20 protein-coding genes and 1 tRNA gene are annotated in these 26,998 nt (G+C 67.2%); 11 read left to right on the top strand and 10 right to left on the bottom strand.

The genetic code is table 11. The features are described 5' to 3' along the window. Positions 1-4: 4 nt before the first annotated feature. Together ACZ9GM_RS10005 and ACZ9GM_RS10000 are read right to left on the bottom strand one after the other, a co-directional pair. Positions 5-595, bottom strand: a complete 591-nt coding sequence (locus tag ACZ9GM_RS10005) for a TetR/AcrR family transcriptional regulator (protein ID WP_291474355.1) — start codon at positions 593-595, stop codon at positions 5-7. Further along, entirely contained in the window at positions 592-1,245 is a 654-nt protein-coding gene (locus ACZ9GM_RS10000; protein ID WP_476037747.1) for a TetR/AcrR family transcriptional regulator, read from the bottom strand. The genes ACZ9GM_RS10005 and ACZ9GM_RS10000 overlap by 4 nt, the downstream gene beginning before the upstream one ends. Before the next feature lie 366 nt (positions 1,246-1,611). Between ACZ9GM_RS10000 and ACZ9GM_RS09995 the strand changes: the two genes are divergently transcribed. Beyond that, complete coding sequence (locus tag ACZ9GM_RS09995; protein WP_476037746.1) at positions 1,612-2,898, top strand: Nramp family divalent metal transporter; 1,287 nt, start codon at positions 1,612-1,614, stop codon at positions 2,896-2,898. Positions 2,899-2,929: 31 nt separating this feature from the next. Here the strand turns inward: ACZ9GM_RS09995 and ACZ9GM_RS09990 are convergent, their stop codons facing one another. Continuing rightward, positions 2,930-4,516, bottom strand: a complete 1,587-nt coding sequence (locus tag ACZ9GM_RS09990) for an adenylate/guanylate cyclase domain-containing protein (protein WP_291474358.1) — start codon at positions 4,514-4,516, stop codon at positions 2,930-2,932. A gap of 65 nt (positions 4,517-4,581) precedes the next feature. On the opposite strand from ACZ9GM_RS09990, the gene ACZ9GM_RS09985 reads away from it, so the two are divergent. The 4 genes from ACZ9GM_RS09985 to ACZ9GM_RS09970 all read left to right on the top strand — a co-directional run bounded on the left by ACZ9GM_RS09985 (position 4,582) and on the right by ACZ9GM_RS09970 (position 7,356). Beyond that, entirely contained in the window at positions 4,582-5,904 is a 1,323-nt protein-coding gene (locus ACZ9GM_RS09985; RefSeq protein ID WP_291474359.1) for a DNA polymerase III subunit delta', read from the top strand. Positions 5,905-6,020: 116 nt separating this feature from the next. Continuing rightward, positions 6,021-6,096: transfer RNA gene (locus tag ACZ9GM_RS09980), tRNA-Thr, on the top strand. A gap of 334 nt (positions 6,097-6,430) precedes the next feature. Further along, a complete protein-coding gene (locus tag ACZ9GM_RS09975) occupies positions 6,431-6,685 on the top strand; it encodes a hypothetical protein (RefSeq protein WP_291474360.1) in 255 nt (84 codons plus the stop codon). A gap of 95 nt (positions 6,686-6,780) precedes the next feature. Further along, a complete protein-coding gene (locus ACZ9GM_RS09970; protein ID WP_291474361.1) occupies positions 6,781-7,356 on the top strand; it encodes a TIGR03086 family metal-binding protein in 576 nt (191 codons plus the stop codon). A gap of 24 nt (positions 7,357-7,380) precedes the next feature. Here the strand turns inward: ACZ9GM_RS09970 and ACZ9GM_RS09965 are convergent, their stop codons facing one another. Continuing rightward, positions 7,381-7,797 carry a YccF domain-containing protein gene (locus ACZ9GM_RS09965; protein ID WP_291474362.1) on the bottom strand — a complete coding sequence of 139 codons (417 nt, stop codon included), beginning with the start codon at positions 7,795-7,797 and terminating at the stop codon, positions 7,381-7,383. After that, positions 7,797-9,908 (bottom strand): acyl-CoA dehydrogenase family protein, encoded by a 2,112-nt coding sequence (locus ACZ9GM_RS09960; protein WP_291474363.1) that lies wholly within the window; start codon positions 9,906-9,908, stop codon positions 7,797-7,799. Before ACZ9GM_RS09960 ends, ACZ9GM_RS09965 begins: the two co-directional genes overlap by 1 nt. Before the next feature lie 86 nt (positions 9,909-9,994). On the opposite strand from ACZ9GM_RS09960, the gene ACZ9GM_RS09955 reads away from it, so the two are divergent. Next, on the top strand, positions 9,995-11,275 hold the full coding sequence (locus ACZ9GM_RS09955; RefSeq protein ID WP_291474364.1) for an MFS transporter: 1,281 nt from the start codon (positions 9,995-9,997) through the stop codon (positions 11,273-11,275). Here the strand turns inward: ACZ9GM_RS09955 and ACZ9GM_RS09950 are convergent. From ACZ9GM_RS09950 to ACZ9GM_RS09940, 3 genes are all read right to left on the bottom strand, one after another. Further along, positions 11,211-12,494: a polysaccharide biosynthesis protein gene (locus tag ACZ9GM_RS09950; protein ID WP_291474365.1), complete on the bottom strand. Its 1,284-nt coding sequence runs from the start codon at positions 12,492-12,494 to the stop codon at positions 11,211-11,213. The genes ACZ9GM_RS09955 and ACZ9GM_RS09950 overlap by 65 nt on opposite strands. Positions 12,495-12,497: 3 nt before the next feature. Continuing rightward, positions 12,498-13,658: an alpha/beta hydrolase gene (locus ACZ9GM_RS09945; RefSeq protein WP_291474366.1), complete on the bottom strand. Its 1,161-nt coding sequence runs from the start codon at positions 13,656-13,658 to the stop codon at positions 12,498-12,500. A gap of 274 nt (positions 13,659-13,932) precedes the next feature. Further along, entirely contained in the window at positions 13,933-15,366 is a 1,434-nt protein-coding gene (locus tag ACZ9GM_RS09940) for an alpha/beta hydrolase (protein WP_291474367.1), read from the bottom strand. A gap of 379 nt (positions 15,367-15,745) precedes the next feature. On the opposite strand from ACZ9GM_RS09940, the gene lpdA reads away from it, so the two are divergent. Together lpdA and ACZ9GM_RS09930 are read left to right on the top strand one after the other, a co-directional pair. Further along, a complete protein-coding gene (gene lpdA / locus ACZ9GM_RS09935) occupies positions 15,746-17,170 on the top strand; it encodes a dihydrolipoyl dehydrogenase (RefSeq protein WP_291474368.1) in 1,425 nt (474 codons plus the stop codon). A gap of 151 nt (positions 17,171-17,321) precedes the next feature. Beyond that, on the top strand, positions 17,322-18,500 hold the full coding sequence (locus ACZ9GM_RS09930; protein ID WP_291474369.1) for a hypothetical protein: 1,179 nt from the start codon (positions 17,322-17,324) through the stop codon (positions 18,498-18,500). Between the two features lie 32 nt (positions 18,501-18,532). Here the strand turns inward: ACZ9GM_RS09930 and ACZ9GM_RS09925 are convergent, their stop codons facing one another. Then, positions 18,533-18,769, bottom strand: coding sequence for a helix-turn-helix domain-containing protein (locus ACZ9GM_RS09925; protein WP_291474370.1), 237 nt, complete (start codon positions 18,767-18,769; stop codon positions 18,533-18,535). A gap of 253 nt (positions 18,770-19,022) precedes the next feature. Further along, a complete protein-coding gene (gene aceA / locus ACZ9GM_RS09920; RefSeq protein WP_291474371.1) occupies positions 19,023-20,312 on the bottom strand; it encodes an isocitrate lyase in 1,290 nt (429 codons plus the stop codon). Between the two features lie 434 nt (positions 20,313-20,746). On the opposite strand from aceA, the gene ACZ9GM_RS09915 reads away from it, so the two are divergent. The 3 genes from ACZ9GM_RS09915 (at position 20,747) to ACZ9GM_RS09905 (ending at position 26,782) form a co-directional block, all read left to right on the top strand. Next, positions 20,747-22,951: a malate synthase G gene (locus ACZ9GM_RS09915; RefSeq protein ID WP_476037745.1), complete on the top strand. Its 2,205-nt coding sequence runs from the start codon at positions 20,747-20,749 to the stop codon at positions 22,949-22,951. Between the two features lie 261 nt (positions 22,952-23,212). After that, positions 23,213-24,028 (top strand): HAD family hydrolase, encoded by an 816-nt coding sequence (locus ACZ9GM_RS09910; protein ID WP_476037744.1) that lies wholly within the window; start codon positions 23,213-23,215, stop codon positions 24,026-24,028. Between the two features lie 39 nt (positions 24,029-24,067). Next, entirely contained in the window at positions 24,068-26,782 is a 2,715-nt protein-coding gene (locus ACZ9GM_RS09905; RefSeq protein ID WP_291474374.1) for a glycoside hydrolase family 65 protein, read from the top strand. Positions 26,783-26,998: the final 216 nt, after the last annotated feature.

The raw sequence follows: 26,998 nt of genomic DNA, 5'->3' as shown, positions 1-26,998 counted from the left end.
ATATCTACAGCAGCCACTCCGGTCGGCTGAGGCTGAGACCTCTGACGATGAAGTCGGTGGCCTGACGCATCTGTCGGGACGCCTCCTCCAGTGCGGGCTCGTCCTGCGGTATCGCCTGGGACAGGTAGTGGGCGACCCCGGCGGCGGCGGACTCGATCTGCGACATGGCGAACCGCACCTGTGGCTGCGACCAGCCGAGGCCGATGAGCTTGTCGGTGTAGGAGTTGAAGGCGGGGTCGAGGAAGCGTTCCAACGTCCCGTCGTAGCTGGTCACCACGGTGGCGAACCCGGGGTAGCGTAAGCACAGTGCCCACCACTGCCCGGCACAGGCCTCGATGATCTCCTCCCAGGTCTCGGGGACCGGGTCGAGCGATTCAGCTGGCGGGACGCTCTCCAGAGTCCTGTCGATGCAGGCCTCCAACAGCAGCCTGCGGGTGGGGAAGCGTCGGTAGACCGACTGCACGGTCACGCCGAGCGCGAGGGCGACGTCACTCTGGGTGAAGGAACCGATGCCGGCGGACAGTGCGGTGCGTATGACGTCCTCGGCGGAGAATGTCGCCGGACGTCCGCGACGCCGGGTCGGCGGGGTGGTCATGCCTGCTCCTCCTTGACGGACCATTCGGGCCAGTTGTTCTGCAGGGTCTGCAGGATGAAACTGACGGACTGCTCGCGCTGGGACTCCACCTCGGCGGGGACATCCTCGGGCTTGACCGTGACGTGGGGGAGGCGGTGGCGCAGCTGCAGCATGTTCACGGCGATCATCGAGCCGGCGAAGGTGGCCTGCCCGGTGGACAGTCCCAGTTCGCTGAGCCGGTTGCGGTAGCACTCGAACTTCTGCGTCATCAGGAGGATCTCGGGGTCCGGGTAGTTGCGGACCACGACCTCGATGTCGGGGCAGCGCAGGCACAGGGCCCACCACTGGTCAGTGAACTGGCGGAGGGTCTCGAAGCGGTCGGGTGTGCCGACGATGGGCTCGACGGCCTCGAAGGCCTTGGACATGCAGGCGTTGAGCAGTCCCTGGCGGTTGCCGAAGCGCTGGTAGAGCGCGGCGGGCGAGACACCGATCTGTTTGGCGACGCCCTTGACGCTGAAGCCGGCGAGTCCGGCCCGGTAGGCGGCCTCGATGGCGTCGTCGTTGGTGAATGACTGGGGACGCCCCGGGGAGGACAGTCCGAGGGAAGTCGGGACTGCGAAGCTCTGGCTCAGAGTCGGCAACGGACGTGTGGGGTGGGTGGGCTGAGACATGGCGTGGGTCCTTGTCCGGTGTTGTGGGCTGGGTGAGTCGGGTTGCCGGGCAAAGACAGGGGGTCGCGGTCATGGGCGTCCTGCTCGGTCAGTGGAGAGACAGATGTCGTGTGTGTTGTCTGAATCTTCGGAGGTGACTGAGGGGTCGCCGATGTGGGGGACGGCGCCAGGGATGTCACTTCACTGTGAAGAATATGCGTCCGCGGTTCCCCTGGGTAGGCCCCTTTTCGGGGGCACGTGTCAGGATGTGCATCCGGGGTCGTGGACCGGGACCCGGTGAGGCCGCTGCCCCGTTTGACCCTTCAGTTCCCATGGTCCTAACATGATGTTCAACTAATTGAACTCCATGACGACAGGTGACGAAACATGCTGCAGGAGAAGCAGGCGGTGGGTCGGGAGAATACCGGGGAAGGGACGAAGAAACCCCGGCTGATCGGCATGCTCGGCCCTGCCTTCGTCGCCGCCATCGCCTACGTCGACCCCGGCAACGTCGCCGCGAACCTCTCTGCCGGCTCCGAGTTCGGCTACAAGCTGCTGTGGGTCCTCGTCGTCGCCAACCTCATGGCCATGGTCGTGCAGTACCTCTCGGCGAAGATCGGTCTGGTCACCGGCAAGAGCCTCACCGCCAACATCTCCGACTGGTTCGACGACCGGCGCAACACCCGCCGCGCCCGCACCGGACGGCTGCTCTACTGGGGGCAGGCCGAGATCATCGCCGCCGCCACTGACATCGCCGAGGTCATCGGCGGTGCCATCGCCCTGCACCTGCTCTTCGGCATCCCGCCGGTGCTCGGTGGTGTCATCGTCGGCGTGGTCTCCCTCGGTCTGCTGGCCTTCCAGAGTGAGCGGCGCCAGCGCACCTTCGAGGGCATCATCGTCGGATTCCTGGTGACCATCACCGTCGGGTTCCTCTCCGGGCTTTTCGTCACCGGGCTGTCCGTCGGCGAGATGGTCGAGGGCATCGTGCCTCGGTTCCAGGGCACCCATTCGGTGATCCTCGCGGCGTCCATGCTCGGTGCGACCGTGATGCCGCACGCCGTCTACCTGCACTCCGGCCTGGTCCGCGACCGCAGCTTCAACCCCGGCTCGGACGCGTCGATGAACCGGCACCTGCACGCCACCCGGATCGACGTCTTCGGTGCACTCTGCCTCGCCGGCACCGTGAACATCGCGATGCTCTGCCTCGCCGCCGAGGCACTGCGCGGGGTCGAGGGGACCGACTCGATCGAGGGTGCCCACGCCGCGGTGACGGACGCCCTCGGCCCGGTCATCGGCGCACTGTTCGCTGTCGGCCTGCTGGCCTCGGGCCTGGCGTCCACCTCGGTGGGCTGCTACGCCGGGGACATGGTCATGCGCGACCTGCTGAAGATCCGCATCCCGATCCTGCTGCGCCGGCTGATCACGATGATCCCCGGTCTCGTGGTGCTCGGCCTCGGTATCGACCCGACCTGGGCCCTGGTCGTCAGCCAGGTCGTGCTGTCGGTGGGCATCCCCTTCGCCCTGGTCCCGCTGGTGGCGCTGACCGCGAAGAAGGCACTGATGGGGAAGTGGGTGAACGTCCGTGGCCTGTCCTGGGTCGGCTGGTTCTTCGCCGTGGTCATCATCGCGCTGAACGTGGTGCTCATCTGGCTCACCGTCATCGGTGAGGCGTAGGCGGGTAGGGGAGAGTCTCACCAGCCGGCACTCACTGCTCCGGCTTCGGCCCCGCCGTCTTCTCCGTCGCCCGCTCACCCTCGCGCTCGGCGGCACGTTCGGCGCGGGTCGGGCGGATCGGCCGGGCCAGTTGCGTCATCTCACGCCGACCCCGCAGCTCCACGGACTTCATCATCGTCCAGCGCGCCTGCTCGGCCTCGTTGGCCTGACGCACCGTCGTAGCCGTGGTCAGCACCCGGCCCGGGGTCTCCTTGGCCACGTCGGTGAGGCGGGCGGCCGCGTTCACCGCGTCGCCTATGACCGTGTACTCGAAGCGGTTCTTCGCGCCGATGTGCCCGGCGACGACCGGTCCGACCGCTGCACCGATGCCGGCGGGCAGTTCCTGGGCGGCCAGCTCGGTCTTGAGTTCACGGGCCGCGGCGAGTGTGTGCCCGGCGATGTCATCGAGGGGCAGGGGAGCACCGAAGACCGCCAGGGCGGCGTCCCCCTCGAACTTGTTGATGATGCCCTTGTTGCGGTGCACGACCTCCACGACGATGTCGAAGAAGCGGTTCAGTGCCTGGACGACCTCCTGCGGCTCACGGGAGACCGCGAACCCGGTGGAGCCGACGACGTCGACGAACACCACACCGACCTGACGGTTCTCACCGCCCAGCCGTGGCTTCTCCTCCATGGCGCGTCGGGCGACCTCGTTACCGACATAGCGTCCGAAGAGCTTGCGGACCTGCTCACGCTCCTGCAACCCGGACATCATCTCGTTGAACCCGGCCTGCAGGACGCCGATCTCCGAGCTGTCGTAGACGCGCACCTGGGCGTGCGTGTCGCCACGGCGCACCCGGTTCATCGCCACCCGCAGTTCCCGGATCGGGTCGACCACGGTCATGGTCATCAGCCGGGTCCCGGACCAGCCGGTGAACAGCTCCGTGATGCTCAGAGCGAGCACGCCGGGGAGGATCTCCGTGGCGTCCCCGCCGAAGAACCCGCTGGCCTGCGCGACGACCATGAGGACCACGCCGATCACCGGCACCGCGGAGGTGAGGATCCACACGAAGGTGATCTGCCGCGACAGGGGGGTGATCTTCTCCGGCGATCCGTACTCCGGTTTCAGCGCGCGGACGGCGACGGGGCGGACCATGCGCTCGGCGACCATGTAGGTCATCAGCACGACCATCGCCCCGCCGAGCGTCGCGGTCACGGCCACGGTCATCGCCCAGCTGCGCGAGACCTCCACCGCCGCGACGACGGTGAACATCACCACACCGACCGCCCACAGGGCCCCGCCGAGAAACGCCTGGAAGGCGGGGATACGCAGCACGAGGCGACGGATCATCCGTGGGTCGTAGCCGGCGGGCGCGCGCTCCCATCCCAGCACAGGCGTGAAGAAGTGCAGCGTCGTTCCCACGCCGATGACGAGGGCGACGATGAAGTACCCCACGTACAACGACAGGGTGAGGGTGGAGACCGAGAGGAACTCGCGGGCGCCGGGCAGCGGCACCAGGAAGCGCAGGAACGACGCGACGGCAAGCGCGCCGAAAACGTTCACGACCAGTACAGAGAGGGCGTAGAGGGGCCAGCTGGTGCCCCACGCCCACCGGATGTACCGTGCCAGTCGTTGCATGGTTGTCCAGCCTATCGGAGCAGGGGCGCGGGTGTACCCATCGCCGCCGAACTACACTCGCCACCATGACCACCCCCGCTGTACCCGTTGAGCCTGACGTGTCCGACGTCTTCTCCCGCGCCGCGCTGAGCCCGCACGTGATCCGCCCGCTGCGGGACGCCGTGCTCTCCGCCCGCCAGCGCGTCGCTGACGGGGACCGGTTCGGGGTCGTGGAGGACGCCGTGAATGACGCGGCGATGACCCACTCCTGGCTCTTCACCGGCCCGCCCGGGTCAGGGCGCTCCGTTGCGGCGAAGGCCTTCGCCACCGCCCTGGTGTGTGACAACCCGTCCGTGGTGGGGTGCGGGGAGTGCGACCAGTGCCGCTCGGCGGCCGCGGGCTCGCACCCGGACATCTCCTGGATCCGCACCGACGGCGTCACCATTCCGGTTGAGGCAGTACGCGACATCATCCGCACCTCCGCGGTGCTGCCGTCGGTGGCCCGCTGGCGTGTGGTGATCGTGGAGGACGCCGACCGGCTCGGTGACCCGGGCGCCAACGCCCTGCTCAAGAGTGTCGAGGAGCCGCCGGCACACACCGTGTTCCTGCTCTGCGCCCCGTCGACCGACCCGGAGGACATCTCCATCACCCTGCGCTCGCGGTGCCGGCACGTCTACGTGCCCACCCCGTCGAAGGAGGAGGTCGAGGCGGTACTCCGGGCGGATGCGACACTGGGGCTCGGTGACGAGCAGGCGCACTGGGCGGCGGAGGTCTCCGGTGGGCACATCGGCCGGGCGCGTCACCTGGCCTCGGATGAGGCGGCGCGGACCAAGCGGGCGACCGCGCTGAAGCTGCCCGGGCTGATCTACCGCTCGGGCGAGGCGTACCGGTTCACCGCGGAGCTGGTGAAGACGGCGACGACGGAGGCCGCGGCGGCACTGGAGGAGCGGGACGCCCGGGAACTCGCGGAGCTGGAGAGCTCGCTGGGCATGGGCGCGAAGGGGCGCGGTGTCGCCCGGGCGCAGACCGGTGCCGCGGGTCAGATCAAGGAGCTGGAGAAGCAGCAGAAGAACCGGCGAACCCGGATGCTGCGCGACTCGTTGGATCTGGCCCTCATCGACATCGCGGGGCTGTACCGCGACGCGATGATGGTGGCGGTCGGTGCGGTGGACGTCGGGTCTTCCAGGGGTGCCGGGGGCGCCGGAGGCGCAGACCCGGTCGGTGGTTTCCTCCACCCCGACCAGCAGAAGGTGTCCCGCGAACTGGCCCGACGTAACTCCCCGGAATTGCTCGTGCGCTGCATCGACGCAGTGACGGACTGCCGGGAGACGCTGCGCCGCAACGTGAAGCCGGAGGTCGCTCTCAACGGGATGGTCGGGCGGCTGCGCGAGTGCTGCGGGCAGGTGTGACGGGGTGGCGGACCCGTCCAGGGCAGGGCACTGAACCGGCCCCTGAGCAGGTCGTTGCGCTGGTGTGATGCCTGGTTTGTGGGTGTAGTGTGGCGTCCGTTAGAATGACCGACCGTGCCGCTTTAGCTCAGTCGGCAGAGCGTTTCACTCGTAATGAAAAGGTCGCGAGTTCGATTCTCGCAAGCGGCTCCATCCGAAGCCCCAGGTAGAACCACGGTTCACCTGGGGCTTCGTGTATATCCGGCTACTCTTCGCGTTTGGCAGTCGCAAGTGCACAGCGGCATCTGTTCCTGTCGACTCGGCTGGCTCAGGCGACAGGAACAGATGCCGCGGTGCAGAGAGGGCTGCCAGACGCTTTCCCGCGGAACCCGCGGAACCCGCGGAACCCGCGGAACCCGCGGAACCTGCGGGACCTGCGGGACCGACGCTTCCCCGCGGAATCGGCAGTCTCCGTGATCGTTTCCCGGTAGTCTCGTGTCAGACGGTAAGTGACCGTCATTCACCACAGAGGCACAGGAGCCACCGCATGTCCGACAACGGAAACCAGTACAGCTACACCGATCCCGTGACCGGGGACAAGGTCATCGTCGCCGGCGAGGAACAGCACCACGACCACTTCGCCGTCCTCTACCGCGAGGACGCGAACAACGCCTGGAAGTTCAACGGCGCCCACCAGCAGAAGCGCACCGCCGAGCTCTCCATCGAGCACCTGTCCGCACAGCGTGAAGATGACGAGTTCACCATCGTCGACCTGGCTCCGGAGCCTGCCGTCGCAGAGTAGGGGCCACCGGACACGGCGTTGCGGCCACCGGACACGACCATGGGGCAGGCGTATCCTCGGTGAGGATCAGAGATACCCCTGCCCAGGAGGCTTCCATGGCACTGTCCACCACCACCGCCGACCGGTTCCGCGAGGTCGCCGCCGGTTTCACCGCGCAGACCGCGGACATCACCGCCGACGGCTGGGACGCGCAGACCCCCTGCACGGAGTGGAAGGCCCGTGACCTCGTCGGACATATCATCAGCTGGGCGGGACCGGCACTGGAGGACGCCGGGGTGGAGGTCAATCTCACCGAGGACAAGCACTCGGACCCGGCCGGGGCCTGGAAGCAGTTCGTGGGTGTCGCTCAGGCCGCACTTGAGAACCCCTCCGTCGCAGACTCCCCGGTCGCCCGCGGTCCGATTCCGGGTCAGTCCCTTAACCGCAATGTCTCCGGTTTCCTCATCCCGGACATCTTCATGCACACCTGGGATCTTGCCCGGTCGCAGGGCCGGGACGTGGAGCTGGACGACGATTTCGCCGAGAAGAACCTCGCCGGCTTCATGGCCCTCGGCGACAAGCTGCGGGTCGGCGGCTCCTTCGGTGCTCCGGTCGAAGCCCCGGCGGACGCCACCTCCACCGTCCGGCTCATGGCCTACGTCGGCCGAGACCCCCGTTTCGGTCTGGACTGAGGCACCACGGGCCGGACTGGCTGTCTACTGCGCGTACCCGGGGTAGTGCACCGGCGCATGCGCCATGTCACGGGACTTCACGACCCGCTTGCCGAAGGGGAAGCAGGTCACCGGGATGAGCTTGAGGTTCGCCCACGCCAGCGGCAGTCCGATGACCGTGATCGCCAGCGCCAGGGCCGTGGCGATGTGTCCCAGCGCCAGCCACAGGCCAGCGACCAGGAACCAGATCACGTTGCCGATGCCGGACGCCACGCCGGAACCCGGGGCGTCCACGACCTCACGGCCGAACGGCCAGAGCACGTAGCCGGCGACCCTGAAGGACGCCACCCCGAACGGGATCGTCACGATGAAGATGCACGCGATGATGCCGGCGAGCACATAGCCGCAGAACAGCCAGAACCCGGACAGCACCAGCCAGATGATGTTGAGGAGTACCCGCATCACATTCCTGCGGCGGGGTTCGTCGAGGAGCGGAAGGTCAGTGCCGTCGGGTCGGTGACATCCTCCAGTAGCGGGACGTCGAGGACGGAGGCCGGCACCGCGAAGGCGTCCACCAGGGTCTCGGACCAGGGGCCGAGGGAGTCGACGAGGTCGTTGAGCGCGGCCCGGGCGGCCTTGGTGCGCGCACCGTTGAGCAGATTCTGCTCCTGGTACCAGCCGGCGTTCCCGTTGATGATGTCCAGGACGTAGACGTCACGGATCTGTTCCATGATCTTCTTTGCCTGGGAGTCCGCCAGGGCGGACTCGGTCTCCAGCAGGCTCTCCAGCACGATGCGGTCGACGTGCGCCCACGCGCAGGAGAGCATGTGGTCCTGGCAGCCGTCGACGAGCGCGGCGGCGTCCTCGGTGGACATCTTCTGGGCGGGGCGGATGCGGCGGATGAGGCTCATCAGCAGCCGGTCTTCGCGCTCGGTGAGCAGTTCGACCTGGTAGGCCGGGTCGAACAGGGAGGTGGTCTCCCGGTCGGTGACCGAGTCGACGAGGTTCTGGATGATCTTCTCGGCGGCGGTACGGCGCTTGAGCAGCGTGCCGAAGTTGTCCAGACCGAAGCGGACGATCTCCAGCGGGCCGAGGTTGCCCATCTCGCGGGAGAAGCCGGTGAGCAGCTCCTTGGCGGCGAGCTGGATCATCACCACGTTGTCGCCCTCGAAGGTGGTGAAGACGTCGGAGTCGTCCTTGAAGGTGGTGAGGAGGTTCTCGGCCATGTAGCCGGCGCCGCCGCAGGCTTCGCGGCACTCCTGGATGGTCCGGGTGGCGTGGGTGGTGTTCGCCGCCTTGAGCGCGGCGGCGTGCGCCTCGAGCTCACGCTGGTCGGCGGACTGCTCCTTGGTCATGTCGGTGCGGTCCGGGATGCTGGTCTCCAGCTCGTTGAGCCGGGAGATCAGCTTGTTGGACGCGGTCTGCAGCGCATAGGATTTCGCGATGAGCGGGATGAGACGCAGCCGGTGCTTGCGGTGCTCGATGAGCTTGGACTCCGGCAGCGAGTCGTCCGCGGCGAACTGGCGACGCTTGTTCGCGTACTTCGTGGCGATGGCCAGCGAGGTCCGGGCGGCGGAACCGGCGGACGCGCCGACGGTGATGCGGCCTCGGATCAGAGCGCCGAGCATGGTGAAGAAGCGGGCGCCGTCGGACTCGATGGGGGAGGAGTATTCGCCGGCCTCGGAGACGTCGGCGAAGCGGTTGAGCAGGTTCTCCCGGGGGACGCGGACGTGGTCGAAGCGCAGGGTGCCGTTGTCCACACCCTTCAGTCCACCCTTGTACATGTGGTCGCCGATGTAGACGTCGGGCAGGACCTTACCCTCAGCGTCCCGCAGATCGACGACGAGGCAGTGGACGCCGTGGGACTCGCCCCAGGACTCGGGCACGGTCGCGTCGGCCGGCTCCTCGTAGTCGCCGGCGGGAGTGTAGAGCTGGCAGAAGACGGCGGCCTTGGTGGCGTCCTTCGCGGCGTTGCCGATGTACCACTTCTCGGCCATGGGGGTCGGGGTGTGGATGACGAATTCGCCGGTGGCGCGGTCGTAGACGGCGGTGGTCTCCAGGGACTGGACGTCGGAGCCGTGGCCGCGCTCGGTCATGCCGAAGGACCCGGGGATGCGCAGCTCCATGATGTCCTTGATCAGCGGGATGTGGCGGTCGGTGCCGAGGTTCTCCACGGCACCTCCCCACAGGCCCCACTGGACGCCGGCCTTGACCATCAGGGAGAGGTCGGCGCCACCGACGGTCTCCAGAGACGCCAGGGTGGCGCCGATGTCCTCGGTGCCGCCGTGGTCCTTACGGAAGGAGCCGCGGGGTGAACCGGTCGACAGGACGTCGAAGAGCTGGGACATGGTGCGCTCGCGGGCTTCGTCGAGTGGCAGGGTGTCGTCGGCGCGCAGTCCCTTGGCGTCGATGAGGGCCCGGGCGGCGTCGCGGGCCTCGGCGTAGGGGCCGTCGAGGGCCGCCTTGAGCTCGGCGGCGACGGCGGCACGTTGGGCGTCATCGGCGAGAGCGCGGAGCTTCTCCGGGGTGTCGCCGTCACGGCGGGTGAGTCCGGTGGTGTCGGTGTTGGTCATGCCTCCCGATGATACGTAAGGTGACTGCCCTCCAAAGGTAGGACCACATTGCGTCGCAGGTGGAGTGGGGGTCTACGATGTATCTCATGACTGAACAGGAGCAGCCGGACAATCCGGCACCGCACAGGGGAACTGCACGCGCCAGGGGCGGCCGGGCGTGGCTCATCGTCGCCTTCGCTGTATTCACTGTCGCCTGGGGCGGCAACGAAGCCACCCCGATGCTCGTCTTCTACCGTGGAGAGGCGGTCTTCAGCGACGTCTTCATCGACTCTCTCCTGGTCTCCTACGCCGTCGGTATCGTCGTCGCACTGCTTCTCGCAGGCCCACTGTCCGACCGTTACGGACGCAAGCCTGTCATGCTTCCGGCTCCGCTGATCGCGCTGCTCGGCAGCATCTTCATCGCCGCCGGCGAGACCACCGAGTGGGCGATCTTCATCGGTCGCGTCCTCGCCGGTGTCGGCGTCGGCATTGTCATGTCCGCCGGTGGATCCTGGATCAAGGAACTCTCCGTAGCCCCCTTCGACCCGAACTCCCGGCCCGGTACCGGGGCCCAGCGCGCCGCGATGTCGAACACCGCCGGTTTCGGGCTCGGCGCCGGTGTCGCCGGTGTGCTGGCCGAATGGGGGCCGATCCCCGGCCAGCTGCCCTACATCGTCCATACGGTTCTCTCTGCCATCGCCCTGGCCGGTATCCTCGCCATCCCCGAGACCCGTCAGTCCGCCCATCTCAAGGTCCACGGCTCTCTGTGGACGGACCTGAAGATCCCCTCGGTGAAGGACCGTCGCTTCCTCACTGTCGTCGCTCCGATGGCCCCCTGGGTCTTCGGTGCGGCCGGTGTCTCCTACGCGATCATGCCGCGGCTGGTCCAGGACCAGGTCTCCACCCCGATCGCCTTCTCGGCACTGCTCACGGTGGTCTGCCTGGGCTGTGGCTTCGCCATCCAGCAGTTCGGTTCACGGATCAACACCGCGCACAGCGCCCGCGGCCCGATCCTCGGCCTGTGTCTGGTGCTTGTCGGCATGATCCTCGCCACCGTCTCCGCCGGCGACATCGCCATCTGGAACACGGTCATCGTCGCGATCGTCCTCGGTGTCGGCTACGGCCTCTGCATGGTTTCCGGTCTCACGGAGGTCCAGCGTATCGCCGGCCCGGATGACCTCGGCGGGCTCACCGCGGTGTACTACGCCCTGACCTATGTCGGCTTCTTCTTCCCGATGATCCTCACCGAACTGTCCGACACCTTCGAGTACACCGGGATGCTGGGCTTCGGCATCGTCATGGCGGCGCTCTGCCTGGCCGTCGTCACGGCGTTCTCGAAGAAGAACCTGCCCGTCGAGAAGCCGGCTGTGACGCTCTCGAAGGCCTGATCGCCACGAGATGCACCGCCGCACCGACCAGGGGGGCCACACCGACGGCGAGGGCGGCGCGCACGGCCGGGTCGGCTCCGGTGGACAGCAGTGCGACCGCCACGGCTGTCGCCACGATCCAGCCGGTGACGTAGACCCCGTGGCGCTCGGCGGACAGCACCGCCGCCCCGGTGACCATGAGTATCGCCAGTGCGCCGGAAGCCGTGGTCAGTACAGTGAACGTCGCGGCGTCCGCCACCAGCTCCGCGGGGAAGAAGAGGGACGCCACGGGGACCGCGAACAGCCACGCGAGAACACCTCCGGCCAGGGACGCCGCGACGCACCCGCTGAGCAGTCGCAGTACAGAGGGGAGCGGGGCGTCGCGGTGTCCGGTGAGGTGGACAATGAGCGCGGGGAGGAAACGCTGCAACGGCACGAGCAGCGGGGCACGTGTCAACGTGACGGCGGTGATCACCGCGGCCAGTGCGCCGGGGGCGGCGTCGGTCGAGGTGACCGTGAGGAGCACCGGGAATCCGGTGATGAGCAGGGCGTTCGCCCCGGAGGCCACCATGGCCGCACCACAGCGGCGCAGGAACTCCCCGGTCGGCACATCGGCGACGGCCCGCAGGACGCCACGTACCGGTCCGGCGGCAGGACGCAGTGCCGTCACCGCCAGCCCGGTCCATGTTGCAGCGCCGATCACGGTGACCAGCAGGAACGCGGTGAGGCGCCAGCCGGCCGCCCAGGCCAGCGCAGCAAGTAGGACGCGGACCGCACTGTCCACGCTGATCAGCCAGGCGTAGGTCCGCCACCGCCCGGAGGCGGACAGGAGTCCGCACACGGTGGCCTGCACGGCGTAGCAGGCCAGGCCGACGGACAGCAGCGTGACTCCACCGGTGTCCGGCAGCAGCCGGTCGGCCCAGAGCGGGGAGGACGCGAAGACCATCCCCCCGGTGCCCAGGCCCACCCCGGCGGCGACGGTCAGCGGGCGGGCGCGGTGTGCGTGCGTGCCGGTCTCCATGTCGGTGCCCCTGTGGCGGCGTCGGGCTGTCACCGCCCGCGTCGTCTCCTGCAGAAGGCCGTCGAGCACGCCGGTGCAGGCGAAGAACAGGCCCCAGTAGACGGTGAAACGTTCATAGTCCGCCGGGTCCAGGGCATGTCCGGCAAGCACCGTGACGGCGTAGCCGGACACCGCGACGACAAGTGTCGCCGCGGTCAGGGCACGTCCGGCTCGTTGCACGGGCTACAGGCTATACGCCGGGGCCTGTACCGCGAGGCCGCGGGACAGGGTGGGCCAGGCACGGGGGAGTTCGGAGGCGAAATGTGCCCAGCTGTGGAGACCGTGGGCGGGATAGTTGAAGGTGGCGTCCACGTCAGTGCCGGCGAGGGAGTGTTCCAGGTCGACGGTGCAGGACTTCGCTCCGATCTCCAGCCCGGGACCGAAGACCACACTGGTCGCCAAATCGACGGGGTCGGTGATCTGTGAGATGCCGGCGGCCTCCTCCGTGGTGGGAACACCGGTGGATGCCGAGAAATACAGCGGAACCCGGGAGCCCTGCACCTCCGGGGTGAGCTTGTCGAGGTGGAGAGCAGGATTGTTGGCGTGGGCGGCGTCCCCCTCCACCGGGCCCCAGAGTTCCTCGGCGGTGGCGCCGGAACCGTCACGGCCGACGACGACATCGACCATCTGGCGTCCCTGCCGCGAGGTCGTGTCGTAGCAGCCGGAGATCGCGGCGGCCGCGGAGTAGAACCCGGGATTGTCCTCGACGAGCTGCAGGGCGGAGGTCGCTGACATGGACATACCGAGGACGGCCCGGACTCCGTTCGCGTCCAGCGCGTCCTCCAGCGGCCCGGGCAGTTCCTCGGCGAGGTAGGTGGCCCACTGCTGGATCCGGCCGCCACGGTCGGCCCGGTCGAGCGTGGAGCTGGAGTACCAGTCGGAGTAGTAGGAGTTCTTCCCGTCCACCGGCATGACGAGGTTGACGTCCTTGTCGGCGAAGAACTCCACGGCCCCGCCCTTGCCGAACCACTGGTTGCGCTCCTTGCCGCCGTCGACTCCGTTGAGGAGGTAGAGGGTCGGCGCATCTGGGGCGGCGGACGGGCGTACGAGCAGCGGGATGTTCCGGTTCATCGACGGGGAGTAGGTCCAGACCTCCTCGACCTCCGGGTGCTCACTGAGGGTGACACGCCAGTCGGACTCTTCGACGGTGAGCCCCGGGGTGGTGGAGTCGCGGTGGACGGTGGCGGCCCCGGTGGCGGTGGGTCCCGTGGTGGTGGGGTCCGCTGCCGCGGTGGCCGCGGTGACTCCGGTGAGAACTCCGCCAGCCAGCAGAATGCCCAGTGAGCTGAGCAGTGAGGTGGTACGGAGGCCGATGGTGCGGCGGCAGACCAGTGAAAACGTCATGGGGTTCCTGTCGTGAATGATGGTCGTCGTAGGACGGCGTAACCGTAGTGACTTTACGCTGGTAGGACTGCTCACTGCCGGGCTATCGGTGTCATGGTGACGACACTCCGGTCTGGCGTCCGGGCCTGTTGTCAGCCAGGCCCATCATCCCGCAGAGCGAGTGCATCATCTCGCGCGTACCGAGAAGGCCCGCCGCACACCGGTCGTCGGTGTGCGGCGGGCCTTGTCGGGAGTCAGTCCGGAACCTCAGTCCCGGGAGTAGCGAGGAGAGGAGTTACTGCTCGCCGTTCGCTGCGGCCTGCTCTGCCTGGGCCTGCTGGAAGGCCTCGGTCAGCAGCGGCAGGGAGCCTGCATTGCCGATGCCCTGGTTCCTGTCCAGGTAGTCGGCGGCAGCCTTGTCCCGGGTGGCGATGGCCTCCGCCTCATCAAAGCCGAGGCCACGGGCGATGGTCGGCCAGGACTCGAACATGTCGTCCTGCCAGTAACCCCACTGGTGGGTGCCGGTGTTCCGGAAGTTGTAGGTGATGTTGTTGTTCTCTTCGGTCACACCGGCTTTGTCGGCGGCGGCCTTGAAGAGATGGGTGCAGACGTTGGTCGCGCCTTCGATGACGCCACCCTCGGTCGCCGGGGTGATCGAGCCGACCGGGTTGCCGCGCAGGCGGTCCCCGGAGGCGACGTCGTGCTCACCCATCAGGCCGGTACCGGCGGAGATGTAGATGTTGTGCTGATCCTTCAGCTTCCCGACATTGAGCTGGGCATCGTTGCGACGTGCGACGGCGCCGCCACGGGGACCCCACATCTGCTCGTAGGTGGCGTCGCCGCGGTCGAGGACGAGGTCGACCCCCAGTTCGGCGGTGCCGGTGGTGGCGGGACAGCCGGAGTAGGACGCGATGGCGTCGTAGAAGCCAGGGTTCTGCTCACCGAAGACCAGCACGGAGGATGCGGACATCGACATGCCGATGATGGCGCGCTCGTCGCTGGTGGACTGGAAATGGCCGCTCTCGCCCTCCGTACCCTCCATCGCTGCGGGCAGTTCCTTGGTGAGGAAGGTCTCCCACATCTGCTTGGTGCCGACGCCGTTGCCGTCCTCGTCCAGCGTGGGGTGCTCGAGCTCCCAGTCGGTGTAGTAGGAGAAGGCGCCGGCCATCGGGATGACTACGTTGACGTTGGAGCCGTCCTGCACTTCACCGTTCTCGTCGGTGTGGCGGCCGATCTCATTGCCGTAGAACTCGATGGCACTGGTCTGCTGCAACCAGTTGGCCCGACCGGTGCCACCGTCGGCACCGTTGAGCAGGTAGACAGTGGGGGCGCTTTCCGGGTTGACGTTGGCGCGGATGGTGACGACCGGGATCTCGCGTCCGCCCATCGCCGGAGACTTGACGGCCAGCTCCTCCATTCGGCCGTATCGGTCGCCGGCCTTGCCACCGTCGGGCTTGGGGGTCCCGTCCTCGTTCGTCTCGTCCGACTGCCGGTACACCCACTGACGCCAGCCGGCCTCGTCCTCGGGGACGTAGCCGTTGGCCTCGGCGGCCGCCTGGGTCTCGAAGGGCTTGAGTGTGGGCTCCTGTGAGGCGTCCTGGGCGGACGCGGACGGCGTCGTATCGCCGTAGTTCACCGCCACAGCGGTCAGCGGCAGTGCGGCAACCAGGGCGGCTGCGGCGACTCGGACAGAGCGGGGAGCGACACGGCGAGCGGCGTGCGTGGACATTCAGGCCTCGTGATTCTTCGACGTCACTTGTGGTGGAGAGTTCTCGCCGGGGTGATCGTCCGGGAAGACGGAGGCGTTACCACCGTCACGCGGCGAGATACAACGTTGTACACAGTAACATGCCAGTGCCCTGTACGATTATGCCGATTGTCCCCGACAACGCCCCCCAATTCCAGGAGTATTCCGTGAACCTCAGCTTCTTCGACCAGATCCTCGTCAACACCAACGAGATCATCGGCGGTGCGATCAACAACGCACTGGCGTTCATCACCAAGTTCTTCGTCTAGAGGGTCCTGTCGTCGAACGGGAGCGGAGCGTCCCCCAGGGGTTCCTGACCCCCGACGCGACGTATCAGCCCTGAGCGCGTACCATTGATTCCGTGGCTGAACATTATGACGTAGTAGTTATCGGCGCGGGCCCCGGCGGGTACGTCGCCGCCATCCGGGCGGCCCAGCTGGGTCTGAAGACCGCCGTTGTCGAGAAGCAGTACTGGGGCGGTGTCTGCCTCAACGTGGGCTGCATCCCGTCCAAGGCGCTGATCCGTAACGCGGACATCGCGCACATCCTCACCCACGATGCCAAGACCTTCGGCATCAGCGGTGACAACATCAGCATGGACTACGGGGTCGCGCACAAGCGGTCCCGTAAGGTCTCTGCGGGCATCGTCAAGGGTGTCCACTACCTGATGAAGAAGAACGGCATCACCGAGATCGACGGTCTCGGCACCTTCACTGACGCGAACACCGTCGAGATCTCGGAGGGGAAGGACGCCGGCAAGACCGTCACCTTCGACAACGCGATCGTCGCGACCGGTTCCGTCGTGAAGTCCCTGCCGGGGGTGCACATCGGCGGCAACATCGTCTCCTTCGAGGAGCAGATCCTCGACGAGGACGCCCCGAAGTCCATGGTCATCATCGGTGCCGGTGCCATCGGCATGGAGTTCGCCTACGTGCTGGCGAACTTCGGCGTGGACATCACCATCGTCGAGTTCATGGACCGCGTCCTGCCGAACGAGGACAAGGACGTCTCCAAGGAGATCGCCAAGCAGTACAAGAAGCTCGGCGTCACCCTGAAGACCGGTCACAAGACCACCGCCGTCCGCGACCTCGGCGGCGCCGCCGGTGTCGAGGTCGACATCGAGGCCGCCGACGGTTCCAAGGCCGAGACCATCAAGGCCGACCGCGTCATGGTCTCCATCGGTTTCGCCCCGCGGGTCGAGGGCTTCGGCCTGGAGAACACCGGTGTCAAGCTCACCGAGCGTGGTGCCATCGACATCGACGACCGCATGCGCACCAACGTGCCGCACATCTACTCCATCGGTGACGTCACCGCGAAGCTCCAGCTCGCGCACGTCGCCGAGGCACAGGGTGTCGTCGCCGCGGAGACCATCGCCGGCGTCGAGACCCAGGAGCTCGGCGACTACATGAACATGCCGCGCGCCACCTTCTGCACCCCGCAGGTCGCCTCCTTCGGTTACACCGAGGATGCCGCCCGCAAGCGTGCCGAGGAGTCCGGCCGTGAGATCAAGGTCGCGACCTTCCCCTACTCCGCCAACGGTAAGGCCCAGGGCCTCAACGAGGGCGTCGGCTTCGTGAAGATCATCGCGGATGCCGAGTACGGCGAGCTCATCGGTGCCCACATGGTCGGCCCGGACGTCTCCGAGCTGCTGCCGGAGCTCACCCTGGCGCAGCGTTTCGACCTCACTGCCGAAGAGATCGGACGCAACGTCCACACCCACCCGACCCTGTCGGAGGCCATCAAGGAGGCCGCCGAGGGCATCACGGGTCACATGATCAACCTGTAGGTCCGTCCTGCGTCACCGCCCCGGTCACTGTCCCTGTGGCCGGGGCGCTGTCATGCGCGGGGGCGTAGATACAGCCGTGTGCACCCGCCGTACGCTGTCGTGCGCGCGGCGCTGATGCGTCCTTCCCCGTGGTGAGGGTACGATTCTGGCCATGTCAGAGGTGCCGGAGAACGGGGTCCCCGCTGAGGATCATGCCGACGAGTATGCCGAGGAGCATGTCACCGTCATCGGCGTGATGGTCGACCGTGGACTGCCCGAGAAGCGCGTCATCAGTGCGCTGGCGAAGTTGGGCATCCGGCCCGACGACTCGGACATCACCGACGAGAGCCTGCGCTTCAGCGGTCACCCGCGGGTGCAGGTGCGCACCGCGTCCCTGCCGATGCGCCTCGACGGCAGTGTGCGGCTGGCGGACACCACCCCGGACATCATGAGATCATACGGCTGGGACCGGATGATCTACGTGACCGATCTGCCGTTGACGACGCGCCGCCCGGTCATCAGCCAGACGGTGCACCGCGGCACGGTCACGATGCTCTGCCTGCCCGCCTTCGGACTGCTGCGTGGCCGTGAGGCGCTGCGTCAGGAACTCAGTCGTCTGTTGCGTGGGAAACCGGCCGGAGCCGGCATCCGCGAGAAGGTCACTGAAGGTGAGGACATCGAGGGTGGTGACGCCGGGGCGGATGTCACCCGCGTGATCGAGGGGCGGGGACGCGGCCTCCGACTGCTCCTCGGGATGATCGCCGGCAATCAGCCTGAGCAGCTGTTCAAGGTCCTCACCGGCTGCCTGGCCATTGCGGTGGCGACCGGCGCCTACGGCATCTTCTACGGCTCGATGTGGCAGATGTCGCACACCGTGTCCGTGCTGCGCATGTTCATCATCAGTGTCTTCGCTATCGGCGGACTCACGTTCTGGCTGGTCTACCACAACGGACTGTGGAACAGGTGGCCCGACCGGGAACCGGACAGTGTGGCCCAGTGGCGCGCCAGGATGGACAACCGGGCCACGGTCGGAACCGTGGTCATCGCCGCGGTGATGATCTACACGACCGTCTTCCTCGCCCTGCTGGTGTTGTCCGTGGTCATCGTGGACACGAACTACTTCCGTTCCCAGGTCAACGACGAGCCCTTCCCCTGGGGCTACGCGAAACTGGCGTGGCTCACGGCGTCATTGGGTACCTTCGCCGGGGCGATCGGGTCCAGCTTCGACAATGACGACGCCATCCGCGAGGCCACCTACAACCGGCGTGAGCACCTGCGTCGGCAGATCACCGGCCTCTACGAGGACAAACCCCCGTCACGGCTGCGCCCTCAGCGGCGTAACCCGTACTGAGCAGGTGGCCGGGTCACCCGTCCCGACCTGCTTCAGGCGGTGAATCTGCGGCGGTAGGAGACCGGTGTGGTCCCGGTGGTGCTCCTCAGCCGGGCCCGCAGTGTGGCGCCGGTGCCGAAGCCGACCAGGTCGGCGATCGCGTCCACGGTGAGGTCCGTGTTCTCCAGCAGTTCCTGGGTGTGGCGGACCCGCTGGGCGGTGATCCATCGCGCAGGCGTGGTGCCGGTTTCCTCACGGAATCGGCGGAGGAAGGTCCGCTGGCTCATCACCGCATGATCGGCGCGGGTGGTCGCGGCGGCGCTGTGCGGGGGCGGGTTGTACTGAGTGTCTCGGTGTCGCGTCCGGCGGTGCTGCGATCTGCGGCGCTGTGCCAGCAGGAGACGGGAGCGGCCGGTCGTCCGTGACGTGTCGTGTGCCCGAGGTCGCCGACGGAGCGGACGCAGAACCGCCCTGTGCGCCGGGGGTGTGGCGCACAGGGCGGTGGGGTGTCACCTGAGGGTGACGGTCAGTTCCGGTCGGAGACTAGAACTGGCTCTCCTCGGTGGAGCCCTTGAGGGCGGTGGTGGAGGAGTTCGGGTCCACGGTGGTGGCGATGCGGTCGAAGTAACCGGCGCCGACCTCGCGCTGGTGCTTGACAGCGGTGAAGCCACGGGACTCGGCCTCGAACTCGCGGTTCTGCAGGTCCACGAAGGCGGACATCTGGTTGCGGGCGTAGCCGTGGGCCAGATCGAACATGGAGTAGTTGAGGGCGTGGAAGCCGGCCAGGGTGATGAACTGGAACTTGAAGCCCATGGCGCCCAGCTCGTTCTGGAACTTGGCGATCTCGTCGTCGTCCAGGTGGGCGGACCACTTGAAGGACGGGGAGCAGTTGTAGGACAGGAGCTGGTCCGGGAACTCGGAGCGGACGCCCTCAGCGAACTTCTTGGCGAGCTCGAGATCCGGGGTACCGGTCTCCATCCAGATCATGTCGGCGTACGGAGCGAAGGACTTCGCACGGGAGATGCAGGGCTCGATGCCGTTCTTGACGTAGTAGTAGCCCTCGGCGGAACGCTCACCGGTGAGGAACTCGTGGTCGCGCTCGTCGACGTCGGAGGTCAGCAGGGTGGCGGCCTCGGCGTCGGTGCGGGCGATGACGACGGTCGGGGTGTTCGCGACGTCGGCGGCCAGACGGGCGGAGTTCAGGGTGCGGACGTGCTGCTTGGTCGGGATGAGGACCTTGCCGCCCAGGTGGCCGCACTTCTTCTCGGAGGCCAGCTGGTCCTCCCAGTGGGTGCCGGAGGCGCCGGCCTTGATCATGGCCTTCTGCAGCTCGTAGACGTTCAGGGCGCCACCGAAGCCGGCCTCACCGTCGGCGACGATCGGGACGAGCCAGTTGTCGACGGAGGTGTCACCCTCGACGCGGGCGATCTCGTCGGCGCGGGAGAGGGCGTTGTTGATGCGCTGGACCACGGACGGAACAGAGTTCGCCGGGTACAGGGACTGGTCGGGGTAGGTGTGGCCGGAGAGGTTGGCGTCGCCGGCGACCTGCCAACCGGAGAGGTAGACGGCCTTCAGACCGGCGCGGACCTGCTGGACGGCCTGGTTACCGGTCAGGGCACCCAGGGCGTTGATGTAGCCGTCGCCCTCCTCGTTCACGGCGTTCCAGAGGATCTCAGCACCACGCGTAGCGAGGGTGTGCTCCTCGACGACGGTGCCCTGGAGCTCGGCAACCTGCTCGGCGGTGTAGTCGCGGGTGACGTTGGCCCAACGGGGGTTCTCGTCCCAGTCCTTCTGGATTTCGGCGGCGGTACGCGGCTGTCCGACGTTCGACATGTGTTAAACACACTCCCTTAAGTGGTGGAGATGGCGGTTACAACGCTGATTCCGGCTACCCCGGGGGCGGCTGCTCCCCGGCCGGATCTGCTGGGCTTGAGAATACAGGGGGAAAACGGCACGTCAAAGCAAATACGTGATCCAGCCCACGGCGGGGGTAGTACGATCGTACCGTTTTGCCGGTTCTCACATGATGGCATTGTTCATCCCACCTAATGGTCGAAAATCGCTTGGTCCAGCGTTGATGTGCGACCCGCGTCACGTAAGGGCACGCTGCAGTACGCGAGTGAACCTGGGTTCGCCCGTCCGGAACGGGGTAGGGCCGGGGGTGGTAGGCCGTTCCCTGGAGCACGGATGACTCCCCTCGGTGACATGGCTCACCTAGTCTGGTGACCGTATTGCGGACAAGTCGATATGTGAACGAAGGAGTTTCCATGACACAGCAGACGGAGCGCATCACCGCCGGTGGCCTCGAGGTCGCCAAGACCCTCTACGATTTCGTCAACGGCGAGGTTCTGCCGGGCACCGGGGTGGACCAGGAGAAGTTCTGGGAGGGCTTCGGCGCCATCGTCGCCAAGCACACCCCGCGCAACCGTGAGCTGCTCGCCAAGCGGGATGATCTGCAGGCGAAGCTGGACGAGTGGTACACGCAGAACCCGGGCACGCAGGACGCCGAGAAGTACACCTCCTTCCTCAAGGAGATCGGCTACCTCGTCGACCAGCCCGAGGACTTCGAGATCCGCACCGAGAACGTGGACGCCGAGTTCGCCACCACCGCCGGCCCGCAGCTGGTCGTGCCGATCCTCAACGCCCGCTTCGCGATCAACGCCGCGAACGCCCGCTGGGGTTCCCTCTACGACGCCCTCTACGGCACCGACGTCATCCCCGAGGAGAACGGCGCCGAGAAGGGCAAGGGCTACAACAAGGTCCGCGGTGACAAGGTCATCGCCTGGGGCCGTGACTTCCTCGACGAGGCCGTGCCGCTGGAGTCCGGCTCCCACGCCGACGTCGACAGGTACGACATCACCTCCGGTCAGCTCGCCGCCGTCATCGACGGAAACGAGGTCCACCTTCAGCAGCCCGAGGTCTTCGTCGGCTACGCCGGTGAGAAGGGCGCCCCGACCGACATCGTGCTGAAGCACAACGGTCTGCACATCGACATCCAGATCGACCCCGATTCCCCGATCGGCAGCACCGACAAGGCCGGCGTCAAGGACATCGTCCTCGAGGCCGCCGTCACCGCCATCATGGACTTCGAGGATTCCATCGCCGCGGTGGACGCCACCGACAAGGTCCTCGGCTACCACAACTGGCTCGGCCTGAACCAGGGAACGCTGGCCGAAGAGGTCTCCAAGGGCGGCAAGACCTTCACCCGTGAGCAGAACGACGACCGCTACTTCACCGCGCGCGACGGCTCCGAGCTCCGCCTGCACGGTCGATCCACCATGCTGTGCCGCAACGTCGGCCACCTGATGACCAACCCCGCCATCCTCGACGCCGAGGGCAACGAGGTCTTCGAGGGCATCATGGACGCCGTCATCACCTCCGCCTGCGCCATCCCCGGCACGGACCTGGACAACCCCCGCCGCAACTCCCGCGAGGGCTCGATCTACATCGTCAAGCCCAAGCAGCACGGTCCGGAGGAGTCCGCCTTCACCAACGACCTGCTCGCCGATGTCGAGGACCTCCTCAACCTCCCGCGCTTCACCCTCAAGGTCGGCCTCATGGACGAGGAGCGTCGCACCTCCGTCAACCTGGACGCCTGCATCGAGGCCATCGCCGACCGCGTGGCCTTCATCAACACCGGCTTCATGGACCGCACCGGCGACGAGATCCACACCTCGCTGCTGGCCGGCCCGATGTTCCGTAAGCCGAAGCTGAAGGCCTCCCTGTTCATGGAGTCCTACGAGAACAACAACGTCGACGCCGGCCTGGCCCACGGTCTCTCCGGCAAGGCCCAGATCGGTAAGGGCATGTGGGCCAAGACCGACCTGCTCGCCGAGATGGTCGAGCAGAAGATCGGCCAGCCGCGCCAGGGTGCGTCCACCGCATGGGTCCCGTCCCCGACCGGCGCGACCCTGCACGCCACCCACTACCACGTGGTCGACGTCTACGCCGTCCAGGAGAAGCTGATCACCGACGGTCGCCGCGACTCCATCCCGGGCATCCTCACCGTCCCGGTCGCCGCCGCGAAGGTCGGCGAGGGCGACGCCACCTGGACCGCCGAGGAGATCCAGGAGGAGCTGGACGACAACTGCCAGTCCATCCTGGGCTACGTGGTCCGCTGGGTCGAGCAGGGTGTCGGTTGCTCCAAGGTGCCGGACATCCATGACATCGACCTCATGGAGGACCGCGCCACCTGCCGCATCAATTCCCAGCTGCTCGCCAACTGGCTCAAGCACGGTGTGGTCACCGAGGAGCAGGTCATCGAGGCCCTCCAGCGCATGGCCGCCGTGGTCGACCGTCAGAACGCCGGTGACGCCGCCTACCGCGACATGGCCCCGGACTTCGAGAACTCGGTCGCCTGGAAGGCCGCCCGTGACCTCGTCCTGCTCGGCACCACCCAGCCCTCCGGCTACACCGAGCCGATCCTCCACGCCCGCCGCCTGGAGTTCAAGGAGCTGCACGGTATCGCCTAAAGCGATCCCCTGACACCGTCAGGCACCACCACGCACCACCTTCACCACGCGCCTCCGTGACGGCCTGCCCTCCCCGGGCAGGCCGTTTCCGGTGTTCCGGGGCCTTGTCCCGGGCCCACCGTCATGAGTCCTGCACCACCGTCATGAGAGAATCCCACCGCAGTTCAGCGTCCTGAAGCGGGATCTTCCCATGCCGCCCGGGCGGTTCCCATGACGCCGCTACGCCGCGCGCGGCGTCCGCAGGCAACCTACGATGGTGGAATGACAGCAGACCTGCCTGACAACCTGCCTGACAACCTGCCTGACCTAGCCGTCTTCGACGCCGTGCTCTTCGACCTTGACGGTGTCATCACCCCGACCGCCGACCTCCACCGCCAGGCCTGGTCCGTGGTGTTCACCAGGTACTTCGTCGAGCGCGGTGTCGCCCCGTACACCGAGCGGGACTACTTCGACCACATCGACGGCCGGCCGCGCAGTGAGGGAGTGGCCGCGGTGCTGGCGTCCCGCGGGATCACGCTGCCCTCCGACCGCTCCGACCCGGAGTGGGAAGGGGACAAGGGCGAGGACGCCCCCACCGACGAGACAGTCCTCGGTCTCGGCCTGCTGAAGAACAACGACTTCCTCGCCCTGCTCGACCGGGGTATCTCGGCCTACCCCGGATCCGTCGCCCTGCTCGACGCTCTCACCGCCCCGGGGACCACCACGCGTGTCGCCGTGGTGAGCTCGTCGAAGAACGCCCGCCCGGTCCTCACCGCCGCCGGACTCATCGACCGTTTCGAGGTCATCGTCGACGGCAATGTCGCCGCCGCCGAAGGGCTGCCCGGCAAGCCCGCCCCGGACACCTACAGCTACGGCGCGGAACTCCTCGGCGTGCCGTCGACCGGAGCAGTTGTCGTGGAGGACGCCACCTCCGGTGTCGCCGCGGGTGCCGCCGGTGACTTCGGACTCGTCCTGGGCGTCGACCGCGGGGCCGGTGCACAGGCGCTGAAGGACGCCGGGGCGGACGTCGTCGTCGCCGACCTTGCCGTCCTCGTCGACCAGCTCGGCACCTCCGACGGCTCCTCTGCCGTACGCTGAACCACTGATCGATCCTGCATCCGACCGAAGGGACATTCCGTGACCGACACCAACGACCGGACCGACCACCTCGAGGAGTTCCTGGCGCACCGTCGTCGGGTGGCGTCCGTCGTGAACCGCCCTGTCGGTGACGGCGGCGGGCCGGCGGAACCCGCCGACTACTTCCCGCCGGGGTACCGCACCGACGTGCACCTCGACGACGTGGACCCGCTGGAACTGGTCGACCGGAGCAATCACCCGGTCGATGAGTGGGGCTGGCATGAGCGTCGTCCCGGCCGTACGGACGCCGAACTCGGTCTGTCGGAGACCATCTTCGCCCTCTCCAACGGCTACATGGGACTGCGCGGCAACCCGCCGGAGGGTCGCGACTCCCACGAACACGGCACCTTCATCAACGGTGTCCACGAGACGTGGAACATCGAGCATGCCGAGGACGCCTACGGTTTCGCCCGCGAGGGCCAGACCATCGTCCAGGTGCCGGACGCCAAGCCGATCCGCCTGTACATCGACGATGAGCCGCTGCGCCTCGGTGTCGCCGAGGTCGAGGACTACGGCCGCACCCTCGACTTCCGTGAGGGTGTCGAGCGCCGCAGTTTCATCTGGCGCACCCAGTCCGGCAAGCGCGTCCGCGTCGTCAGCGAGCGGATGGTCTCCTTCCAGGAGCGTCACCTGGCGCTGATGAGCCTCGAAGTCGAGCTTCTCGACTCGGACGCCGCGGTCGTCATCTCCTCGCAGATCCTCAACCGGCAGGACGGGGAGGACGAGTTCTCCTCGATCCTCGACACCTACGCGGCGTCCTCCGGGGCGGCGGACCGGGCAGACGCCCACGCGGCCGACGTCAACGGTGGTGCGGACCCCCGCAAGGCCGAGAAGATCGCCGGCCGGGTGTTCCAGCCGACCTACCGTGCCAGCTCCGAGGACCAGCGGGTGACGCTGGGGTACCGGGTGACGAACTCCGGGATGACCGTCGCGGTGAGCATGGACCATGTCCTCGACGTCACGCAGGCGCGGGGTACCGGCGGATCGGGTGCCCCGGCGTCCTCCGACGCGGTCGGTGGTGTGGAGATGCACACCGAGATGCGCGACGACGTCGCACGCGTCATCTACCACGTCGACGGGACCCGCGGTCTGCGTCTGCGCCTGGAGAAGTTCGTCTCGTACCATTCCTCGCGCCACGTGTCCGCCGAGGAACTGGCCTTCCGGTGTGCCCGCACGATCAACCGTGCCCGTCAGGTCGGCTACCGCACCCTCCAGGCCAACCAGGCCGAATGGCTGGGGAAGTTCTGGCGCCGATCCGACGTCCGGATCCCGGGCCACCCTGAGCTGCAGCAGGCGGTGCGGTGGAACCTCTTCCAGCTGATCCAGGCGTCCGCCCGGGCGGAGACCCAGGGTGTGCCCGCCAAGGGGCTGACCGGATCCGGCTACGGCGGCCACTACTTCTGGGACACCGAGGTCTACGCCCTGCCGTTCCTCACCTACACGAACCCGCAGTTCTCCCGGAACGCGCTGCGGTTCCGCTATCTCATGCTGCCGCAGGCGAGGGAACGTGCCCGCGAGCTCTCCCATGACGGTGTCCTGTTCCCGTGGCGGACGATCAACGGGCACGAGTCCAGCGCCTACTACGCGGCCGGCACGGCGCAGTACCACATCGATGCGGACGTCACCTACGCCCTGATGAAGTACGTCTACGCCACCGGAGACGCCGAGTTCCTGCTGGACGAGGGTGTCTACATCCTCGTCGGCACAGCCCGGTTCTTCATGTCGCTGGGCTTCTTCGACCCGACGGGGGAGAAGTTCCAGATCCACTCGGTGACCGGGCCCGACGAGTACACGACCGTGGTGAACAACAACCTGTACACAAACGTCATGGCGCAGTACAACCTCCGGGTGGCCGCCGACGTCGCCCGGCAGATGCGCAGTGAGCGCCCGGAGGCCTTCCAGAACCTCGCCGACCGCACCGGGCTGTCCGAGGACGAGCTGGACCTGTGGGACCGGGCGGCCGAGGCGATGTACATCCCCTTCGACGAGCGGATGCAGATCCACCCGCAGGACGACCAGTTCCTGAACCGTCAGCTGTGGAACCTCGATGACCCGGCGGTGGGGGCGAAGCGCCCGCTGCTGCTGCACTACCACCCGTTGACGATCTACCGGTACCAGGTGCTCAAGCAGGCTGACGTGGTCCTCGCCCTGTTCCTCCAGGGGCACGACATGCCGACGGAGGTGAAGAAGCGCGACTACGCCTACTACGACCGTCTGACGACGGGCGACTCCTCGCTCTCGGCGGTGGTGCAGTCCATCATGGCCGCGGAGCTGGGGTTCCGGGGCACGGCGATGAGCTTCTTCCTGCGCGGCCTCTTCCTCGACCTGGAGAATCTCCACGGCAACAGTGCCGACGGCGCGCACATCGCGTCCTGCGGTGGTGTGTGGAGCGCCCTGGTCTACGGGTTCGGTGGTTTCCGCGATGACTACGGCCGGTTCAGCATCGACCCCCGCCTGCCTGAGGACTGGGAGCAGCTGGAGTACAACGTGACACTGCAGGGCTACCAGATCCGGGTCTCCGTGGAGAAGGCCGCCGTGGAACTCCAGATCGTCGACGGTGGCCAGGGGCTCGTCGGTCCGGTGACCGTGCTGGGGCAGGACGTGGTGATCGGTTCGGAGCCGGTGCGGGTCGAGGGCACCACCACTCTGGTGTCCGAGGAGGCCGGACTGTCGGAGTCCGTGCCGGCCGCCGATGTCGTATTCGTTGAAAAATGATTCTGATATAACGATATCGACCGGAATAACCGCCCGTTCTGACGTGCCGTGGCGTGTCAGGACAGGCGAACCTCACTTATAAAAGGCTCAAATTCTGCGTTTGACCTGCATAACGACCCGTTCACATAACGGGCGTACTGGAGAGCTGTGATCTTTTTCACGGAGCGGGGGTCCAGTTAGTGTTTGCCACTCTGGCAGTCGTACAGTGTCACTGAC

Source organism: Corynebacterium sp. UD i78, assembly GCF_056280545.1.
Note: the sequence above shows the minus strand (reverse complement) of the source record. Positions and strands in the feature narration are given on the sequence as shown.

Coding starts and splice junctions, on each gene's coding strand:
- ACZ9GM_RS10005 (WP_291474355.1), bottom strand. CDS start 595: ATGACCACCCCGCCGACCCGGCGTCGCGGACGTCCGGCGACATTCTCC.
- ACZ9GM_RS10000 (WP_476037747.1), bottom strand. CDS start 1,245: ATGTCTCAGCCCACCCACCCCACACGTCCGTTGCCGACTCTGAGCCAG.
- ACZ9GM_RS09995 (WP_476037746.1), top strand. CDS start 1,612: ATGCTGCAGGAGAAGCAGGCGGTGGGTCGGGAGAATACCGGGGAAGGG.
- ACZ9GM_RS09990 (WP_291474358.1), bottom strand. CDS start 4,516: ATGCAACGACTGGCACGGTACATCCGGTGGGCGTGGGGCACCAGCTGG.
- ACZ9GM_RS09985 (WP_291474359.1), top strand. CDS start 4,582: ATGACCACCCCCGCTGTACCCGTTGAGCCTGACGTGTCCGACGTCTTC.
- ACZ9GM_RS09975 (WP_291474360.1), top strand. CDS start 6,431: ATGTCCGACAACGGAAACCAGTACAGCTACACCGATCCCGTGACCGGG.
- ACZ9GM_RS09970 (WP_291474361.1), top strand. CDS start 6,781: ATGGCACTGTCCACCACCACCGCCGACCGGTTCCGCGAGGTCGCCGCC.
- ACZ9GM_RS09965 (WP_291474362.1), bottom strand. CDS start 7,797: ATGCGGGTACTCCTCAACATCATCTGGCTGGTGCTGTCCGGGTTCTGG.
- ACZ9GM_RS09960 (WP_291474363.1), bottom strand. CDS start 9,908: ATGACCAACACCGACACCACCGGACTCACCCGCCGTGACGGCGACACC.
- ACZ9GM_RS09955 (WP_291474364.1), top strand. CDS start 9,995: ATGACTGAACAGGAGCAGCCGGACAATCCGGCACCGCACAGGGGAACT.
- ACZ9GM_RS09945 (WP_291474366.1), bottom strand. CDS start 13,658: ATGACGTTTTCACTGGTCTGCCGCCGCACCATCGGCCTCCGTACCACC.
- ACZ9GM_RS09940 (WP_291474367.1), bottom strand. CDS start 15,366: ATGTCCACGCACGCCGCTCGCCGTGTCGCTCCCCGCTCTGTCCGAGTC.
- ACZ9GM_RS09930 (WP_291474369.1), top strand. CDS start 17,322: ATGTCAGAGGTGCCGGAGAACGGGGTCCCCGCTGAGGATCATGCCGAC.
- aceA (WP_291474371.1), bottom strand. CDS start 20,312: ATGTCGAACGTCGGACAGCCGCGTACCGCCGCCGAAATCCAGAAGGAC.
- ACZ9GM_RS09915 (WP_476037745.1), top strand. CDS start 20,747: ATGACACAGCAGACGGAGCGCATCACCGCCGGTGGCCTCGAGGTCGCC.
- ACZ9GM_RS09910 (WP_476037744.1), top strand. CDS start 23,213: ATGACAGCAGACCTGCCTGACAACCTGCCTGACAACCTGCCTGACCTA.